Source organism: Streptomyces pactum (assembly GCF_002005225.1).
Classification (GTDB): domain Bacteria; phylum Actinomycetota; class Actinomycetes; order Streptomycetales; family Streptomycetaceae; genus Streptomyces; species Streptomyces pactum_A.
In genome coordinates, this window is record NZ_CP019724.1 from 7,490,708 (window position 1) to 7,509,345 (window position 18,638).

The window sequence follows — 18,638 nt, forward strand, 5'->3', positions numbered from 1 at the left end:
TGATCGCGACGCAGGTGCCCGGTGCGGGCGACCACTCCCGGACGGTGTCCATCGGGTGGTCGGCGGGAGGGCGGACGCGTACCGCTCGGTGTGCACGGAGTGTCTCCGTGGGCGGGCGTGAAGTCCGCTGCCGGGCACGGGTGTTCGGCGGCGCGAGCAGTGCGAGCAGGCCCAGGACCGCCGCGTCGAAGGCGGCGGGCGATCCGGACGCGCGGGCGAGGACGTAGCCGCCTGCACGGTCGCGACGACCGCCGCCGCGGTCTCCTCGCCGTCCACCGAGGGGGCGAGTTCGCCCCGCTCCCCGCCCTCCTCGACGATCCGGGCGCCCTGTTCCCGGAGCCGGTCGAGCGTCTCGTCGACGGGTGCGCGCGGGGCGTCCTCGGCGAGCACGTGCGGGTCCATCGTCAGCCGCCCGACCGGGCAGCCGCGCGGCACGTCCCGCTCGCGCCGCGGATACGCCGCGACGTGCTCGTACGGCGTCCCGGGACCGGCCGGTACTTCCTCGGCGGTAGCCCGCAGCTTCTCGGCGGTCCGCCGGACCGCGGCCGGCGCGAGACCGGGCTTGCCCTTGGAAAACCGAGGGCGCAGGAAGCAGGAACACACCCCGTGCGTACTCCCCGCGGGGTACGCACACTGCCGCTGGCCGTACGACGACCGGGACCCGCCCCGGGGGCCAGGCTCGGAAGCGACGAACAAGGACGTCACCGAGGACGTCGGCAGCACATCACCAAGGACCGCTACCGAGGAGTTGGACGACATGCAGACCCTGGCACACTTCGGCGACGGCGGGCCCGGCCCGTGGATCCTGTTCTTCCCGGTGATCTGGGCGCTGGTCATCGCCGGCGGCATCACCCTGCTGCGCCGCACGGTCTGGCGCGGACGCCGCGCGCCCGGGCGGCCGCCCACCGTCGAGGACAACTCACCCATCAGCGTCCTCGGCCGCCGCTTCGCCTCCGGCGAGATCGACGAGGACGAGTACTGGCGCCGGCTGTCCGTGCTGGACGAGCAGTTCGGCCGTACGGGCAAGGGCGGTGCGGCATGACCACGACGACCACCATCCGGGCCGCCGCCCGCCTCCTCGACGACGACCGGGCGGGACCGCGCCGCCCGCCCACGCCGCCGCTGCGACGGCCGGCCCGCCCGGTGGTACCGGGGCGGCGGGGGCGGTCTCGCGGGTGCCGTCCGGGCGCCCTGCATGCCTGCCGGAGGCCGGCCGGCCTCCGGCAGGCATGCAGGCTCGGCGCCGGTCGCGGAGGCCGGGTCAGGCACCCGCGCAGGGTAACCGCAAGGCGATGACCGGCACTTGGCGAAGGGGCGCGTCCCCCGGACGGCGATGACCGGCGACCGGCCCAACTGCCGGGCGGTGGCAGCCGGGGGGCGCGGCTCCGGCGGCGTCTACCGGGCGGTGGCCGACACGCGTTGCTCCGGGGCCGTCCACCGTGGGGTGGTGGCCGGTGGGTGTGGCTCCGGGCCGTGGACCGTGCGGCGACGGCCGGTACGTATCCCTCAGGGCCCGTCCACCGGGCGGGCGCCGACCGGCAACCGGCGCGCCGGGCCCGGCCACCGGTGGCCAGGCCGGTGTCCGCCCGCACGGCCCACGGCAGCGAAGGGTCACCGCCCGGTCAGCCGGCAACGGCCGACCGAGCGGGAGCGGGTTGGGATCTGCCCAGGTCGACCGCGTGCTCGACCTCCGCGAAGGCGGTGGCCGGCACCTCCTCGACCAGGCGCCGCGGCGGGCGCGCGGACACGGGCGACGCGGTGACCGGCGCGGCGGTGACGGCCGTAGGGAGCGTGAACCAGACGATCTTGCCGGACTCGCCGTCCGGCCGGGCGCCCCAGCTCTCGCTCATCGCCGCCACCATGGAGAGCCCGCGCCCGCAGGTCGCGAGCGGCTCGGCGTCGTCCACCACGGGCAGCCGCGGGTCGTGATCGCGCACGGAGACGGTGAGCCGGTCGAGAAGCAGTTCCATCTCCACGGTGCACGTCTTGTCGGGCCGGGCGTGCAGGTGGACGTTGGTCAGCAACTCCGTCACGCCGAGCGCGGCCCGGTCGATCAGGAGATCCATATGCCAGTAGCGCAATTGCGCAGATACGATTCTGCGGACCTGGCCGATCCGCGACGGCAGGGCTTGCAGCTCTACCGTGCAGTGTCTGCTTGGGTGACTGATCACGGCTGCGACTCCCCGACATAGAGGTCCGGAAGAACACGGAGTTCGGATCCAGCAGGGCGCACGCGGCACGCCGCCGCCTGCTGTCAAGGCCGGCGGGCTGGTTCGCAGCGTTATCGCCGGTAAACCCAGAGTGACGTGAGGCCAGCGTGACGCAAGGGGTGAGGCACCGCAACTTACGGACATCTCAAGCGCGGTGCCCGGCCGCCCTGCGCACCGCCTCGATGAAGCGGCGAGCCGCGGGTGGCCCCGGCTCGCCGGGCGCGGGGTCCCGCTCGCCGAGCGTCAGCAGGTACCGCTTGCCGTTGAGGTCGGCCAGAGCCCGGTCCTGAGGAGCGAACCAGGGCCGGGAGGCGCGCACCGCCTGCACCGGAGCGCTGTCGATCTCACTGCCGTAGCTGGTGAGCAACTCCACGCGGCCGCCGCTGATCCGGACCGTTCCGCCCCGGGTGAGTGAGCGCAGCCGCTTGGCGATCCGCACCCCCGTGGCCCTGAACTCCGGCTCCGCCATGCCGTCGCCCCCTCGTGCCCGTCGGTTACCGGACCGTGCACCTCGCTGGGCCCGGTACCGGCCGGCTCGTGTCGTGCTCAGTGTGCGCCCGCGGCAGGAGCCCGGTCCCGCCCGCTGGCAGTCTGCCCGCACCGCGCGTCGAGCACCAGTACGCCCCGCCCCTTTCCGGAGGTGACCGGAGCACTCGCGCGAATGCGCCCCCACCGGGCCGACGGCCGGGCCCCAGGGGTGCCTTTGAGGCTCCCAAAGCTGTGTTTATGCAGGTGAGAAGCGTGTGGAAGGTGCTTATGATCGAGGCGTCGGCCGCGCGACGCGCCGTCGGCGCGCAGCGTAAGGAGCCCCGTCGTGAGCACCCCCCAGCAGATCAGCACCGGCGCCACCCTCGACGTCGACCACAGTGAAACCGCCTACCGCGCATGGCTGAAAGAAGCCGTGCGCAAGGTCCAGGCCGACGCCAACCGCTCGGCCGACACCCATCTGCTCCTCTTCCCGCTGCCCGAGCGGTGGGGCATCGACCTCTACCTGAAGGACGAGTCGACCCACCCCACCGGCAGCCTCAAACACCGGCTCGCCCGCTCGCTCTTCCTCTACGGCCTGTGCAACGGCTGGATCCGGCCGGACCGCCCGGTGATCGAGGCGTCCAGCGGCTCCACGGCCGTCTCCGAGGCGTACTTCGCGAAGCTGATCGGAGTCCCCTTCATCGCCGTCATGCCGCGCACGACCAGTGCGGAGAAGATCCGCCTGATCGAGTTCCACGGCGGACGGTGCCACTTCGTGGACGACTCCCGACGGATGTACGAGGAGTCGGCCCGCCTCGCGGCCGAGACCGGCGGCCACTACATGGACCAGTTCACCTACGCCGAACGCGCCACGGACTGGCGCGGCAACAACAACATCGCGGAGTCGATCTTCCGTCAGTTGCGGCTGGAGCGGTTCCCCGAACCGGCGTGGATCGTCGCCACGGCCGGCACCGGCGGCACCTCGGCGACCCTCGCGCGCTACGTCCACTACATGCAGTACGACACCCGCGTCTGCGTCGCCGACCCGGAGAACTCCTGCTTCTTCGAGGGCTGGACCACCGGCGACCCGGACGTCACCTGCGACTGCGGCTCCCGGATCGAGGGCATCGGCCGGCCCCGTATGGAGCCGAGCTTCGTGCCCGGCGCCATCGACCGCATGATGAAGGTGCCGGACGCGGCGAGCGTGGCGGCCGTCCGGGCCCTGGAACAGGCCATCGGGCGCAAGGCCGGCGGCTCCACGGGCACCGGGCTGTGGAGCGCGCTGAAGATCGTCGCCGAGATGGTGGCCGAGGGACGCCAGGGCAGTGTGGTGACGTTGCTGTGCGACCCGGGGGACCGGTACCTCGACAAGTACTACTCGGACGCCTGGCTCACCGAACAGGGCCTCGACATCGGCCCGTACACGGCGGCGATCGACTCCCTGCTGCACACGGGCACCTGGCCCGGCTGACCCGGCGCGACGAGTCGTGGGCCGCGGGGCGGGGCGGGCGGCGCGCTACGGGCAGGTGAGCCGCCGGTCCAGCGAGGCGACCGCGTCCCGGAAGGCCCGGCCCAGACCCGGACGCGCGCGGTTCAGCACGAACCGGAACGGCGCCGTGCCGTCCGCCGCGAACGTCCACCGCACGCGCGTACCCGTCCCGGCGGGTGCCAGCCGCCACTCCTCGGCGATGGCCCGGGCACCGGGCGCGTTGGTGACGTCCACGCGGTAGGCGTACACCTCGGGCCGCTCGGCCGCCAGCACCGTCTCCACGAAGCGCGTACCGCCCCTGAGCCGGATCTCGCGGCCCGCGCCCGCACCGATGGGCCGGGCGGACGTCACCGCCGAGAACCAGGCGGTCCAGCCCGGTACGTCCTCGGCCAGCGCGCGGAAGACCGCGTCCGGGGCGGCGGAGATCTCGCGCGCGAAGACCAGGCGTACCGGAGCCGTCCCGACGAAGCCGAGACCCACCGGACGCAGACGGCGAGCCATGCGTACAACCCCCTTGGGCGAAACCGCGAACGCGGACGATCGGCCGGGAGGCGTCACGATAGCGGGGGTTGCGCCGGGTGTCAGCGGGACCAGGACGGACCAGGGCGGCCCCGGGTCGGGGCCAGGGACGCGCACCGGGCGTTCACCGAGGTCAGTCGGCCGTCTCCGGCTCGCCCGCCACGACCAGTCCCAGGTGCTCCGCGATCTCCGCGCGGGCGTCCGCCGGCAGGCCGGCGTCGCTCACCAGCGTGTCCACCTGATCCAGGGCCGCGAACGAACTCAGTCCCACGACACCCCACTTGGTGTGGTCGGCGACCACCACGACACGCCGCGCCGACTGCACCAGCCGCCGGTTGGTCTCGGCCTCCGCCAGGTTCGGCGTCGACAGGCCGGCCTCGGCCGATATCCCGTGCACGCCGAGGAACAGCACGTCGAAGTGGAGCGTCGCGATCGCCTGGTCGGCCACCGGGCCCACCAGGGAGTCGGACGGAGTGCGCACACCACCCGTGAGCACCACCGTGGCCGCGCCCTGCCGCGCCCCGGAGGTGCGCTGCGCCACATGGAACACGTCGGCCACCCGCACCGAGTTGGTGACCACCGTCAGATCCGGCACGTCCAGCAGCCGGTGAGCCAGCGCGTACGTCGTCGTACCGCCCGACAGGGCGATCGCCGCGCCCGGCGCGACCAGTTCCGCGGCGGCCCGCGCGATGTCCTCCTTGGCGGTCGGCTCCAGACCGGACTTGGCCTCGAAGCCCGGCTCGTGCGTGCTCGCCTCGACCACCGGGACCGCGCCGCCGTGCACCTTCTCCAGCACGCCCTGCCGGGCCAGCGCGTCGAGGTCACGGCGGACCGTCATGTCCGACACGCCGAGCTTGCGGGTCAGCTCGTTGACCCGGACTCCGCCCCGGCGGCGCACCTCGTCGAGGATCAGGGTGCGCCGCTGCTCCGCGAGGAGGTTCGGGTTCTCGCTCACGTACGCTTCGGTCCTTTCGCCGCAAAACCGTCCGACACACCCGGCGCACCTGCACCGACGAGGAGTTCTCCCCGCTCCGGTGCGCGGACGTCCCATCCTCGCACGCCCCGCCAGGGGCCGCGCCACCACCTGTCCGCCGTGCACATGCCATTTCCACCTCGTCCCGGCGTCACCGTGCACACGGTTCGGGGAGATTCCGTGCCGAGGGGTGTACGACGCCCGCCGAGCGGAGATCCTTGTGCCCGCACGGACAGAGCCGACGGCGCGTCACGGGGGAGTGCGGACAGTGGAACAGGCGCAGGAGCGGGCTGGGGCGGGCGGACGGGGCGCCCCCGGACCGCGCGACGGGACGGACGGGACGGGCAGAGGAGACGGGGAGGACGGGAGAACCGGCACCGCCCTGGAACTCCTGGTGCACGGAGTGGGCGGCACGACACCCGCCGAGATGCTGGACGACCCGCGGACCGTGCGGATCACCGGCGACCACATCGCGGCCGTCTTCCGGCGCACCGAGGACGCCGACGCCGAGTCCCGGCCCGAGGACTACCGGGGCCGGCCGGTGCCCGAGGCCTACGTCTGGTGCAACCTCACCTCCGGCAACGGCACCCGTGCCCTGTGGCTGCTGCTCCTGCCCTTCATGGTGGTCAACCTCGCCCACTGGATGCGGCCCACCGCACAGGACCGGATCCGGACGGTCCGCCTCTACGGGCTGCTGGTGCGGCTCGTGGGACTGACCCTGACGGTGCTGCTGGTCGCCGCGGCCTGCGAGGTCGCGATCGACCTCGTGGCCTGGCAGTGCGCGGGCACGCGGGCGTGCGCCGAGCGGCACTCCTGGCTGGGCTTCCTCTCGCCCGTGATGTCGGACGGCGGCTGGTGGAGCCGGCCCGGCCGCAGGCTCGCCCTCGCGGCCGCGGTGCCCGCCGCACTCACCGGCCTGCTCTGGTACCTGTCGCTGCGCACCTGGCGGGCGTACGAGTCCCAGCAGCCGATGGACCGCGAGACCGACCCCGAGGCGGAGGCCGCCCGCACGGCCCTGGGCCGGCCCGGCTTCTGGTACGGGCGCCGCCTGGTGGCCCGGCTGCGGGCCGCCCACACCGCCGCCGCCCTGCTGACGGTCGCCGCGGCGGTCGGCGCGCCGGCGGCCCGATTCGACCGCCGGCCCGGCGGACCCGCGCTGCTCGACACGCTGGGCTGGCTCCTGGTGGCGGCCCTCGTCGCCGGGGCGGTCGCCGTGGTCGCCGTGGTCTGCCGCCGGGGCCGCAGCGAGAACCGCCTCGACCGGGAACTCGACGAGCACCTGGTACGACGCCTGCCGCTCGCCGCCCTCGTCCTGTTCGTCCTCGCACTCCTGTACGGCGGCTGGGCCCGCCCGCAGTGGACGTCGGCCGGCCGGCTGCCGGGGGACATGACCTTCGGCGGCATCGCCCTGGTCCAGGGCCTGCTGGTCATCGCTCTCGCCGTGGTCGCCCACCTCCTCCACCGCAGTCTTCCCCACGCCCGCGCCGCCGTCCGCGGCCTCGGCGGGCCCGCCGTCGCCATGCTGGCCTGCGCGCTGGGCGGCGTGATGTCCGGCGGTGTCTCCCAGCGCGTGTCGGACTGGCTGGACGGCACCGGCGCCTCCATCGACGGCCCGCCCGTCCTGCTGACCTGGCAGGCGTCCGTCATCCCACCGCTGCTCGTCGTCGTACTGCTGCTCTGCGCCGCGCTCGCCCGGCACACCTGGCGCCTCGCCCGCGCCGAACGGGAGGCCGTGGAGGGCGATCACCCCGGGGAGGCCGGGGACCAGGGACGCACCCGGCGCATCGCGCTCATCCGCGCGATGGCCACCCTCACCGACCGGGCCCCCCTCCTCGTCGCCATCACCTCCGCCGCCACCCTGCTGCTGGGCGCCGGAGCGCTGGTGGGCGCCCTGACGACCGACCAGGTGCCCGGCGACGCCGCACGCGGGACGTACGCCGTCGTGCAAGGGGCCGCACAGACCGCGCAGGCGCTGGGCTCCTGGCTCATCGGCCTCGGCTTCATCCTGTTCGTCACCTGGGGCAGGCGCGCCTACAAGGACGCCTCCGCGCGGCGCACCATCGGCATCCTGTGGGACGTCGGCACCTTCTGGCCGCGCGCCGCCCACCCCTTCGCACCGCCCTGCTACGCCGAGCGCGCGGTGCCCGACCTGACCTGGCGGATGGCGACCTGGACCCGGGCCACCGGCGGGCGGCTGGTCATCTCCGGGCACTCGCAGGGCAGCGTGCTGGCCGCCTCGGCGGCCTGGCAACTGGAGCCGTCCGCCCGCAAACGGGTCGCCCTCCTCACCTACGGCTCACCGCTGGAGCGGTTGTACGGCCGCTGGTTCCCCGCCCACTTCGGACCGGCCGCGCTCGCCTCGCTGCACGAGGAGGTCGACTGCTGGCGCAACCTGTACCGGCGCACCGACCCGATCGGCGGCCCGATGCGGCTGCCCGGCGACTCGGGCCCCGCGGTGGACCGCGCCCCCCTCAGGGACCCGCTCACCTACGGCCGCACCGAACTCCACCCGCTGCCCGCGCCGATCCTGGGCCACTCCGACTACCAGGCCGACCCGGCCTTCGCCGAGGAGCGGCAGCGGCTGCTGGCCCGGCTGCGCCCGGAGGTACCGGCGCCGCGCCACACCGACCGGCCGCCGTCCGTCCCGGCGGCGGACGGCGGACCGGAGGACTGCTAGGCGTTCGGATCCCCGCGGAGCCCACCCGCCAGCCGGGGCTGCCACCGCGGCCCCGGTGGGTCTCGCTACGGCAGCTCCGGCAGGTCCTCGGCGTACAGCAGGGTCAGGTCGTCCGTGCTGGGATCGGCCACCTGGGCGACCCGGCTCGCGTGCCGCTCCACCATCGCCTCGAAGGTCTGCCGCGCGGTACGGCCGTTGCCGAAGGCCGGGCCCTTGGGGATCGCGGTGAAGTACTTCGTCAGCGCCTCGGACGCGCCCGGCGCCAGCCGGTACTCGTGCTCGTCGGCCTGCTGCTCCACGATCCGCAGCAGCTCCTCGGGCCCGTAGTCGCCGAAGGTGATGGTCCGGGAGAAGCGGGACGCCACCCCGGGGTTGACGGACAGGAAGCGCTCCATCTCCGCCGTGTACCCCGCGACGATCACCACGACCGCGTCGCGCTGGTCCTCCATCAGCTTCACCAGCGTGTCGATGGCCTCCTTGCCGAAGTCCCGGCCCGCGTCCTCGGGGGACAGCGCGTACGCCTCGTCGATGAACAGCACGCCGCCGTGGGCCCGCTGGAACGCCTCCTGGGTGCGGATCGCCGTCGAGCCGATGTGCTCGCCGACCAGGTCGACCCGGGACACCTCGACCAGGTGTCCCTTGTCCAGCACGCCGAGGGAGGCGAGGATCTCGCCGTACAGCCGGGCGACCGTCGTCTTGCCGGTGCCGGGAGAGCCGGTGAAGACGAGGTGGCGTTTGACCGACGCGGCCTTCAGGCCCGCCTGCTGCCGGCGCCGGCCCACCTCGATCATGTCGGTCAGGGCCCGCACCTCGCGCTTGACGCTGTCGAGGCCCACCAGCGCGTCCAGTTCACCCAGTACGGCCTTGGAGGTCCGCGTCGGCTCCTGCGGCCCGGCGCCCGCGATCAGGGGCTCCTGTTCCGTGCTGCGCTGCCCCGGGATGGAGCCCAGCAGGCCGGGGGACTGGCTCACCGTCTGCACGACGGGCTCCGGCGCGGGAGGCGGCGTCAGGCCGCCGCTCTCGTCGCTGGTGCAGTCCTCGACGAGCGGCCCGGAGCCGTACGCCGTGTCCGGGCCGCCGTCCGCGAACTCGTACCCGCCGCGCGCGCACCGCTCCGTACGGCACTTGCGCAGTGTCGTGCGGCAGCCGTCGATCACGTGGAAGCCGTAACCGGCGCTGCCGGTCACCCGGCAGTTCAGGAAGCTGCCGCGGCCGCCGGCCGACACGTAGACGCCCGCCTCGGAGGGGGAGTCGACCGTGCAGCGTTCGATGGTGGGGTCGGCGCCCTTGGTGACGATCACGCCGGTGCGGTTGCCGTCCAGGGTGCAGTTGTTCAGGGTGCCGCCGCTGCCGTGGTCGCGGAACCAGGCGCCGGTGGCCGCGTCCCGGATGCGGCAGTCGTCGAGCTGAGCGGTGGCGCCGTCGCTCACCGACACCGCCGTGTTGCGCACCTGCGACAGGTCGCTGTCGACGACGTCCGCGCGTGAACCGCGGTCCAGGACGAACAGCGCGTCCGGCACGTCGTGCACCCGGCAGGAGTCGAGCACCGCCGTCGCGCCGTCGCTGACCCAGACCGCCGGGTAGTCGCCGGTGCTGTCGAAGATCTCGCACTGGTTGGCGTCCACCCGCGTGCCCGGGTCCCACACCGACAGGCCGTTTCGCCCGAACTGCCGCACGGTGGTGCGGGTCAGGGTGAGGACGGAGCGGGAACGCAGGTCGACCGCGTTCTCCGGGATGTCGTGGATACGGCAGTCGGCGAGCGTGAGCACCGCGTCCGTGTCGAGCGTGACGCCGTCGCCGGTGGTGCGGTGCACGTCGCAGTCGGTCATGTGGGCGGTGGCCCGGCCGGTGACCTGCACGCCGCTGCCCCGCACCTCGTAGACCTCGCAGCCCACGGCCTCCAGCGAGGACCCCTCACCCGTCGCCGTCAGGCCCGAACCCGCGGCGTGGTGGACCCGGCAGCGGTCCAGCCGGGGGTGCGCGCCGGAGCGCACCGCGACGCCCGCCTGACCGGCCGAGACGACCTCGCACTCCTCGAACACGCCGCCCCCGCCGTCGAGGACGGCGATACCGACACCGGCCGGATTGTCGACGGTGCACCGCCGCACCGTCGGCCGGGCGCTGCCGCGCACCTCAATCCCGGACGCGGAACGCGTGACCACCCGCAGGTCCAGCAGCTCCGGCGTCCCCTCCTCCACGAGCACCGCGGGAGCCGCCGCGTCCTGGCCCTCCACGTGCAGGTCCCGGATCACCGCCGAGGCGCGCACGGTCAGCGGGACCCCGTCGACCGGCGCGATCCGTACCGAACCCTGGGCGCCCTCGGGCCCGCGGAGGGTCACCGCGCGCTGGACGACGAGGTTCTCCCGGTAGGTCCCGGGGGCGACGGTGAGGACGTCACCGTCGGCCGCGGCCTCCAGGGCGGCGGCGAGCGATGCGTACTCACCTGTGCGGCGCCGCCACCGCGAGGTGCCGGTGTGCGTCACCTGGACCGTGCCCTGTGCCATGGCGTTGCTGTGCCCCCACCTCGTCGTACGCGGGTCGTCGCCGATTCGGTTCGGCCGGTCCACCGTAGCGTGCGCACAGGTGGTGAGTTGACCGGAGGCGGAAGCCCGTCAACTGCCCGCGCCGGTCCTGCCCCAGTCCGGGCCCGCCCGGTCCCACTCCCGTTCCAGGCGCGCGTAGCGGCGGCGGACCATGCGCCACACGACGATCCGCCGGCCGGTCTCGACCAGGGCGGCGGCCACCACGGCGGCACCGGAACCGGCGAGCACGGCGTGGGTCGTCGCGGTCGCGGAGTCCAGCGGGCGGGTCACCGCCCGGCCCCGTCCGTCCGTCCATATCGGGAAGCGGTCGCCGATGGCCGGGTCGCCGATGCTCGCCATGACGGATCCCTCGTGCCGCGAGCCGTCCGGTGCGGTCCAGCCGGCCAGGACACGGCTGCGCAACTCCCCGGCGGAAGCGCCCTCGGGGTCGACGGTCATGGGCGGACGCTCCAGTGCGCGGACCACGGTGGCCGTCACCCGGTGCCGGGACTCGTGCTGGTCGCGCACCGACCGCTGCAGGGCGTCCTGCGCCGCGCCGCCCACGAGCGCGCCGGTCAGTGGGGCCGCCAACAGGATCAGCAGCAGTCCCGCCAGCGCCACCCACGCCTCGGCCCGGTCGGTCGCGCGGCACAGAGGATTGCGCCGCCAGCGCCAGAGCCCGCTGATCGCCCGCACGATCCGCACCCCCTTCCGCTTCCTGCCGCCCCCGGCCGAGCCGTTCACGCGCGGGCCGGACCGGAAGAGCGCGCCATCGCCTCTCGTCAGGGCTCGCGGCCGGGTTTCTCATGAACGTCTCACGAAGCCCAACGCGCGGGCCGCGGACCGGGTTCCTGGGTGCACGCCGGTGTCCGGAACGCGGCCCGGGCAGCGCCACGTCACTCGACGGTCCGCACCGGGTCGCCGACCCGGACCGTGCCGCGGCCGACGGGGACCAGATTCTGCCCGAAGACCAGCTTGCCGTTGACGCTGCGATACCGCCCGAGGCTGTGCAGGGGCTCTCTGCCACGCCCGGCGGTGCCCTGGTCGGTGGTCGTCACGACGCACCGCCCGCACGGCTTGGCGACCCGGAAGGCGACCTCGCCGACGGCGATGCGGGACCAGCCGTCCTCGGCCCACGGGCCGGTGCCGGAGACGACCAGGTTCGGCCGGAAGCGGTTCATGGGCAACGGGCCCTCGTCCGCGTGCTCGCCCACGGCGATCAGGGAGTTGAGGGCGTCGAGGGAGGCCGTGGTCACGAGCAGCAGCGGGAAGCCGTCGGCGAAGGAGACGGTCTCGCCCGGCAGCGCGTACTCCGGGTCCACGGGCCGGCGCGAGGCGGGGTCGTCCAGGTACACCAGCCGCACGTCCGCGCCGAGGAAGTCGCTGCACCAGGCGTGCGCGGCCCCGCCCTCCGCGGGGAGCGCCTCGACCTTGTCGCGGAAGAGCTGCGTCACAACCGGACCCCCCGCACGGGGGACCGGCACCGTAAGCGGCTCCCGGCCGGGCGCGGACAGCCGGACACCGCCGCCGGGCAGAAGCTCGGCGGCGGCCAGGGCGAGGCGCGGCTGCCGGCGTTGCGTGACGACCTTTCCCCCGTTATCGATCAGCATCCAGCGACGGTCTCCGGTCAGCCCCCAGGGCTCCACGACGGCTTCCCGGAGCGACAGGCTCCGGAACGCTTTCACCGGATGGACGTGGATCGACTGCAGTCGCGCGTTCCCCATGGGGTCATCGTGCCAGGTGGCACCGACAACACCGGGTCCGGCTCAGTAGCCGCGGTACTGCTGCTGGTTGTACGGATCCTGATACGGAGCCGGGGCCGGCCGGGGAGCCGCGGGGCGCATCGCCTCGTACCCCGCGGGGCCGGGCGCGGCCGGGCGGGGCTGCTGCGGCTGCTGGGGGCCGGGGTATCCGCGCGGCGCGGTCGCCTGGTGCGGGATGTACGCGGCGGGGGCCTGCTGCAGCGGGGCGGGCTGCGGCACCTGCTGCGGGTAGCCGTAGGAGGGCTGGGAGGGGCCGGCCGGGAGGGCGGGCAGAGCCGGCGGGAGGGCGGGCAGGTGGCTGCCCGGCGCGTCGTACGCGGCGGGGACCCGGATCGGGGCGATCTGCGGGGTCCCCCGCTCGGCCACGAGCGAGTCGTAGATCGGAGTGTCCGGGAAGGAGGCGGAGTAATAGCCGCCGCCATAAGTGGAGCGGGGGGAGGTCATGGCACATAAGTTAAGCCCACGATGTGCTGGTTGGGGAGACCGATAAGAGGGTTGTTTTACGTGTCCGCAGTGACCTGGGATCCCCAATGTGAGCGAACTTGGCAAAATAGGGCATCGCGCGGCGCGATCTTGCGGTAAAGGCCGAGTTCCAGGTGGGTTACCGGCGGTTGGCCGGACGTCTTGCCCGCGGTTGTCCGGACGTCTTGCCCCACTCCTCGCCAGGGGCGGGCGACGAGGGGAATAGGTTGGGCGGGGAGAACTTGGCGAACCGCCGGGACGCGACCCGGTTCGGTGACACGTGATGGGGGCGGACATGTCCATGTCGAAAGGATCGAACACCCCGGTGCCGACGACGGCGCTGCGGGTCGAACTGGGCTGGCGATCCGGCCCCGGTGTGCCCGACGCGGACGCCTCGGCCCTGCTCCTGGTCGGCGGGAGGGTCCGGTCCGACGCGGACTTCGTCTTCTACAACCAGCCGGCGCACTCCTCCGGCGCGGTGCGTCACGAGGGCAAGCGGGACGCCGGCGGCCGAGTCACCGACAGCCTGCTCGTCGACCTCGCGCGCGTGGAGCCCGCGATCGAGACCGTGATCCTCGCGGCCTCCTCGGACGGCGGGCCGTTCGGCAAGGTGCCCGAGCTGTACATCGAGGTCCGCGACGCCGCGCGGAACACCGTGGCGGCCCGGTTCGACAATCCGGGCGCGACCGTGGAGACGGCCTTCGTGCTCGGCGAGTTCTACCGCCGCCAGGGCGCCTGGAAGTTCCGTGCCGTCGGCCAGGGTTACGACAGCGGGCTCGAGGGCCTGGCCACCGACTACGGCATCTCGGTGGACGAACCGCAGCAGGCGAGCCCGGCCGCCCCGCCCGCTGCTCCGCCCACCCCGCCCGCTCCTCCGGCACCGCAGGCCCCCGCCGTCACCACGCCCCCGCCGGCACCCCCGGCCCCGAGCGCGACGCCGCCGGCCGCCGCTCCGCCGCCGGCCGCCGAGCCGGTCCGCCTGACCAAGGTCACGCTCACCAAGGCGGCGCCCTCCGTCTCGCTGGCCAAACAGGGCGGCACCTCGGGCGCCATGCGCGTCCACCTCAACTGGCAGACGCGCAAGCAGTTCTCCGGCTGGGCCCGCAAGCTCGGCCGCCCGATGGCCATGCACGACGACCTCGACCTCGACCTGTGCTGCCTGTACGAACTCACCGACGGCAGCAAGGGAGTCGTCCAGGCTCTCGGCAACGCCTTCGGATCCCTGCACCAGCCGCCGTTCATCCACCTCGACGGCGACGACCGCACCGGCGCCGTGACGACCGGTGAGAACCTCACCGTCAGTCTCGACCACAAGCAGCACTTCCGGCGCGTCCTCGTCTTCGTCACCATCTACGAGGGGGCCCGCTCCTTCGCCGACCTGCACGCCACAGTCACCCTCCAGCCGCAGTACGGCGCCCCGATCGACTTCTCGCTCGACGAGTGCACGGTCCCCTCGACGGTGTGCGCCCTCGCACTGATCACCAACACCGGCAGCGACCTGGTAGTCCAGCGCGAGGCCCGCTACCTGGTGCCCGAACGCGGGGTGAGCCCGCAGCGGACGGTCGACCACGCCTACGGCTGGGGCATGAACTGGACCCCCGGCCGGAAGTGAACCCCCTCCCCGGCGCGGGCGCTCAGCCCTCGTCCGGAAGGGCGTCCGGACGGGCGTAGGTGCGGCCCTTCCAGGCCGCACCGCGCCCCCGGTAGTGCCGCACCGCCGAGTCGACCGTCATCAGGAGGTACAGGAACGCGGTGAACGGCAGCAGCGGGGCCAGCCACAGCGGCTGCCGGTAGTAGCGCAGCATCGGCACGTACGTCCCCGCCATCACCAGCCAGGCGCCACCGCCGAGGACGGCCGCCGCCGCACTCCCCGTCGCCGCGCCCACGACCACCGACACCGGCGGCACGAGGTACACCAGGGCCAGGCCGACGACCGTCGCGGCGAGCACCAGCGGGTTGTGCCGCAGTTGCGCGTACGCGCTGCGCGCCACCATCCGCCACAGGTCGTGCAGCCGCGGATACGGCCGCACACTGTCCACCCGGTCGGCCAGGCCCAGCCAGACGCGCCCGCCGCCGCCCTTGACCGCTCGGGCGAGGGCCACGTCGTCGATGACGGCGTGCCGGATGGCCTCCGGGATCCGCGCCCGCTCGGCGGTCTCCGCGCGCAGCAGCACACAGCCGCCCGCCGCTGCCGCCGTCCGCGTGTCCCTCGAGCCGATCCACCTGAAGGGGTACAACTGGGCGAAGAAGTAGACGAAGGCCGGCACCACGAGCCGCTCCCACACGCTCTCCACCCGCAGTCGGGCCATCTGCGAGACGACGTCGAAGCCGCCGGTGCGGGCGGCCGCCACCAGCCGGCGCAGGCTGTCCGGCGCGTGGGCGATGTCGGCGTCCGTCAGCAGCAGGTACTCGGGCTCATGCGCGCGTGCCAGGTCGATGCCGTGCCGCACCGCCCACAGCTTGCCCGTCCAGCCGTCGGGCGGCTCCCCCGGCGAGGCCACGGTGAGGGGCAGACCCTCCTGCCGCCGGGCCAGCTCGCACGCCAGCCCGCCCGTGCCGTCCGTGCTGCCGTCGTCGATCAGGAAGACCTCCGCCCGCCCCGGATAGTCCTGGGCGAGCAGCGACGGCAGGCTGCCGGGCAGGACCGCCGCCTCGTCGCGCGCCGGGACGACGACGCACACGGAGGGCCAGGCGCCGGGCTCCTCCCGGGCCGGCAACCCGACGTCCGTACGCCAGAAGAAGCCCCGGGCGAGCAGCAGCCACAGCCAGGAGGCGAGGGACAGGGCGGACACGAAGGTCACGACGGTCATGGGCGAAGTCCACGCATCGGCGCTCACGTGCGCAGTCTGCCCCACGGCACCGGCCCGCGGCGGCGCATCGTCTATGGTGGCCGGGTGAAGATCGCGCTCATGGACTCCGGAATCGGTCTGCTGGCGGCCACCGCCGCGGTACGGCGCCTGCGACCGGACGCCGATCTCATCCTGTCCCTGGACCCCGACGGCATGCCCTGGGGCCCGCGTACCCCCGAGGACCTGACCGCGCGGGCCGTGGCCGTGGCCGAGGCCGCCGCCGCGCACCGCCCGGACGCCCTGATCGTCGGCTGCAACACCGCCACCGTGCACGCACTGCCCGCGCTGCGCGCCCGGCTGGAGCCCGCACTGCCGGTCATCGGCACCGTCCCGGCGATCAAGCCCGCCGCGGCCGGCGGCGGACCCGTGGCGATCTGGGCGACACCCGCCACCACCGGCAGCTCCTACCAGCGCGGTCTCATCGAGGACTACGCCGGCGACGCGACGGTCACCGAGGTGCCGTGCCCCGGGCTCGCCGACGCCGTCGAGCACGCGGACGAGACCGCGATCACCGCGGCCGTCGCCGCCGCGGCCGCCCTGACACCCGACGCGGTGACGACCGTCGTCCTGGGCTGCACCCATTACGAACTGGTCGCCGAACGCATCCGTGCCGCCGTTCAGCGCCCCGGCGCCCCGCGCCTCGTCCTGCACGGCTCCGCCGGTGCGGTCGCCGCCCAGGCACTGCGCCGGATCGGCGCCCGCCCGGACCCCGGCGCCCCGGCCGAGGGCACGCTCACCGTCCTGCTGAGCGGACGGGAGGGCACGCTGCCCGCGCCCGCGCTGGCCTACGCCGAGGGCCGGCTCCTGCGCGCGGTCACACCCGCCCGCTGACCGGCGGGCCCGCCCGGTCGGCCCAGTCACCCTGTGCGACGAGGTACCCGCACAGCGAAACATGAGTAACCTCGTATCCATGAGGCATCGCCGCGGCGAGAGCACCCCACAGCCGGACGTCTGGACCGGACGTGCCACCAACCGGGTCCAGTGGTTCCTGGCGCTCATCGGCGCCGCCTGCATGGCGCTCGGCATCGCGCTGGCCGTCGAATCGGCCTGGGAGTCCGGCGTCGCCCCGCTCGCCATGGCGGTCGTCGGCTGCATCGCGGCGGGACTGCTGGTGCTCTTCGGCACGCTGGCGTTCGTGCACGTCGCGCTGAGAGTCGACGAGGAATGCCTCGAGGTGCGCTGCGGCCACATCGGCCTGCCCCGTCGCCGCATCCCCCTCTCCCACGTCGCGGGCGCCGAGTTCGCCCCGCACGTCACCCCGCGCCACTGGGGCGGCTGGGGCTACCGCTGGCGGCCGGAGAAGGGCACCGCGGTCGTGGTACGGCGCGGGGAGGGCGTGGTTCTGCGCCTGTGGGACGGCCACACCTTCACGATCACCGTGGACGACGCGGAAGTGGCAGTCCAGGTCATCAAGGACCGACTGCGCCCGAAGGCTCCCGGCCCCGCCCACTGAACGCCGCGAGGTCCGGGCGGGGAAGGCGCCTCCTCGCGTATCGCCATAGCGCGCATCGTCATGAAGGGCCGGGCACCGGCGTTCACTCGGACAGCCGGTCTCCCCGCGGGCGTACACCACCGCCCGCCCGCGCGGACGGGTCGTCGGCCACGAGGTGTGCCGTGGCCAGTCCCGCGAGGAGACCCGCGCCCACCGACACCGCGGTGAAGCTCAGCGCGTTGCCGACGGCGGCCATCGCCGCGAGGCCGGTCAGGGCCACGCCCGCGGTGAGAACCACCGGCGTGGGGCGCGACGACCCCCACAGGGCGTACAGCATCCAGCCGAAGGCCGCGCCCAGCAGGACCACACCGACGACACCCTGTTCGGCCGCCTGCTGCCACACCGCCGAGTGGGGTCTGCCGTCGGTCACCGACGACTGTGCCGCCGTCGGACTCAGCGCCCCGAATCGACCGGGGCCCACACCGAGCGCGAGGTGTTCGCGCAGCAGGTGCAGCGCGTCGCCCCACAGCCGCAGGCGATGGGAGGTCAGGGGTCCCTCCACGGAATCGGCGAGCCCGTCCGGCACGAAGTCCGCGAGGACCACCCAGGTCAGGCCGGCCACCAGGCCCGCCGCCAGCACCAGCCCGGCGATACCCGCACCGCGGCGGCGCACGCGGCCCGCGGCGAGCGAGCAGAGCAGCACCCCCGCACAGGCGGCGCAGCCGACCGCCGAGCCCAGGACCGCCGCGGTGACGGCGATCCCGACGGCCAGCAGCCGGAGCACGACCCGCACCGCCGGCACCGGACTCGCCCATGCCCCGCAGCAGGCTGCGCCCGCCGACAGCGCGAGCAGGGCGGCGGTCGCACCGGCGTGTCCGAGCGGCGCCGTGATCCGCGGCCCGGGCGAGAGATGCGGCACCGCCACCGTCAGTGCGACGCCGGCGAGCGCCGCGGCACCGGGGGCGGCGACCGGAAGGAGCGCCCCGCAGACCCGTCCCGCGGCGTAACCGGCGGCCACGGCCAGCACCGCGAGCAGCACGCCTTCCGGGCGCCCGTCCCGCGCGGCTGCCGTGATCAGGGACCAGGAGGCGCATGCCCCGAGGATCACCACACCCGCCGTGTCCGCGCCGCTCCGTCTGCCGCCGTCCGCGCCCGGACCGGCCCCGGACGCCGTCCCCCTCGCACCCACGTGTCCCCCGCCCGCGTCGCCCCCGACCTGACGGGCCCCGGCCAACCGGCCGGGTCGACCGGCGACTGAGGCTCGCGGACACCGT

The 18,638-nt window shown here is 74.3% G+C and carries 16 protein-coding genes and 1 pseudogene; 6 read left to right on the top strand and 11 right to left on the bottom strand.

Annotated elements, in window-relative coordinates; genetic code table 11:
• Window positions 1-148: 148 nt before the first annotated feature.
• Window positions 149-570, bottom strand: a pseudogene (locus tag B1H29_RS39610) (TetR family transcriptional regulator C-terminal domain-containing protein); the annotation flags it as partial.
• Between the two features lie 187 nt (window positions 571-757).
• On the opposite strand from B1H29_RS39610, the gene B1H29_RS32690 reads away from it, so the two are divergent.
• Entirely contained in the window at window positions 758-1,042 is a 285-nt protein-coding gene (locus B1H29_RS32690) for an SHOCT domain-containing protein (protein WP_055420512.1), read from the top strand.
• A 580-nt stretch (window positions 1,043-1,622) separates the two neighbouring features.
• Here B1H29_RS32690 and B1H29_RS32695 read toward each other — a convergent pair.
• Both B1H29_RS32695 and B1H29_RS32700 read right to left on the bottom strand, forming a co-directional pair.
• Entirely contained in the window at window positions 1,623-2,171 is a 549-nt protein-coding gene (locus tag B1H29_RS32695) for an ATP-binding protein (RefSeq protein ID WP_055420511.1), read from the bottom strand.
• A 184-nt stretch (window positions 2,172-2,355) separates the two neighbouring features.
• The gene (locus tag B1H29_RS32700) at window positions 2,356-2,679 is read right to left on the bottom strand and encodes a hypothetical protein (RefSeq protein ID WP_055420510.1); all 324 of its coding nucleotides are present in this window, start codon (window positions 2,677-2,679) and stop codon (window positions 2,356-2,358) included.
• Between the two features lie 345 nt (window positions 2,680-3,024).
• Between B1H29_RS32700 and B1H29_RS32705 the strand changes: the two genes are divergently transcribed.
• Window positions 3,025-4,149, top strand: a complete 1,125-nt coding sequence (locus tag B1H29_RS32705; RefSeq protein ID WP_055420509.1) for a PLP-dependent cysteine synthase family protein — start codon at window positions 3,025-3,027, stop codon at window positions 4,147-4,149.
• Window positions 4,150-4,194: 45 nt separating this feature from the next.
• On the opposite strand, the gene B1H29_RS32710 is transcribed toward B1H29_RS32705, so the two are convergent.
• The gene (locus B1H29_RS32710) at window positions 4,195-4,668 is read right to left on the bottom strand and encodes an SRPBCC family protein (RefSeq protein WP_055420508.1); all 474 of its coding nucleotides are present in this window, start codon (window positions 4,666-4,668) and stop codon (window positions 4,195-4,197) included.
• A gap of 151 nt (window positions 4,669-4,819) precedes the next feature.
• A complete protein-coding gene (locus B1H29_RS32715) occupies window positions 4,820-5,641 on the bottom strand; it encodes a DeoR/GlpR family DNA-binding transcription regulator (protein WP_055420507.1) in 822 nt (273 codons plus the stop codon).
• Window positions 5,642-5,927: 286 nt separating this feature from the next.
• Here B1H29_RS32715 and B1H29_RS32720 point away from each other — a divergent pair, with 286 nt between their 5' ends.
• Window positions 5,928-8,336, top strand: a complete 2,409-nt coding sequence (locus tag B1H29_RS32720; protein ID WP_409350926.1) for a hypothetical protein — start codon at window positions 5,928-5,930, stop codon at window positions 8,334-8,336.
• Window positions 8,337-8,401: 65 nt separating this feature from the next.
• Here the strand turns inward: B1H29_RS32720 and B1H29_RS32725 are convergent, their stop codons facing one another.
• The 4 genes from B1H29_RS32725 to B1H29_RS32740 form a co-directional block, all read right to left on the bottom strand.
• Window positions 8,402-10,840, bottom strand: a complete 2,439-nt coding sequence (locus tag B1H29_RS32725) for a right-handed parallel beta-helix repeat-containing protein (protein ID WP_055420506.1) — start codon at window positions 10,838-10,840, stop codon at window positions 8,402-8,404.
• 108 nt (window positions 10,841-10,948) lie between these two features.
• Complete coding sequence (locus B1H29_RS32730) at window positions 10,949-11,554, bottom strand: Rv1733c family protein (protein ID WP_055420911.1); 606 nt, start codon at window positions 11,552-11,554, stop codon at window positions 10,949-10,951.
• Window positions 11,555-11,754: 200 nt separating this feature from the next.
• Window positions 11,755-12,582 (bottom strand): MOSC domain-containing protein, encoded by an 828-nt coding sequence (locus tag B1H29_RS32735; protein WP_055420505.1) that lies wholly within the window; start codon window positions 12,580-12,582, stop codon window positions 11,755-11,757.
• 42 nt (window positions 12,583-12,624) lie between these two features.
• Entirely contained in the window at window positions 12,625-13,065 is a 441-nt protein-coding gene (locus B1H29_RS32740) for a DUF6643 family protein (protein WP_055420504.1), read from the bottom strand.
• 319 nt (window positions 13,066-13,384) lie between these two features.
• On the opposite strand from B1H29_RS32740, the gene B1H29_RS32745 reads away from it, so the two are divergent.
• Window positions 13,385-14,695, top strand: coding sequence for a TerD family protein (locus B1H29_RS32745; RefSeq protein ID WP_055420910.1), 1,311 nt, complete (start codon window positions 13,385-13,387; stop codon window positions 14,693-14,695).
• A 22-nt stretch (window positions 14,696-14,717) separates the two neighbouring features.
• Here B1H29_RS32745 and B1H29_RS32750 read toward each other — a convergent pair whose 3' ends face one another.
• Window positions 14,718-15,893, bottom strand: a complete 1,176-nt coding sequence (locus B1H29_RS32750) for a glycosyltransferase (RefSeq protein WP_199832410.1) — start codon at window positions 15,891-15,893, stop codon at window positions 14,718-14,720.
• 84 nt (window positions 15,894-15,977) lie between these two features.
• Here B1H29_RS32750 and B1H29_RS32755 point away from each other — a divergent pair, with 84 nt between their 5' ends.
• Together B1H29_RS32755 and B1H29_RS32760 are read left to right on the top strand one after the other, a co-directional pair.
• Window positions 15,978-16,763 carry a glutamate racemase gene (locus tag B1H29_RS32755; RefSeq protein WP_055420909.1) on the top strand — a complete coding sequence of 262 codons (786 nt, stop codon included), beginning with the start codon at window positions 15,978-15,980 and terminating at the stop codon, window positions 16,761-16,763.
• Between the two features lie 79 nt (window positions 16,764-16,842).
• Entirely contained in the window at window positions 16,843-17,385 is a 543-nt protein-coding gene (locus tag B1H29_RS32760) for a hypothetical protein (protein ID WP_055420502.1), read from the top strand.
• 82 nt (window positions 17,386-17,467) lie between these two features.
• On the opposite strand, the gene B1H29_RS32765 is transcribed toward B1H29_RS32760, so the two are convergent.
• Window positions 17,468-18,472 carry an O-antigen ligase family protein gene (locus B1H29_RS32765; protein WP_055420908.1) on the bottom strand — a complete coding sequence of 335 codons (1,005 nt, stop codon included), beginning with the start codon at window positions 18,470-18,472 and terminating at the stop codon, window positions 17,468-17,470.
• Between the last annotated feature and the right edge of the window lie 166 nt (window positions 18,473-18,638).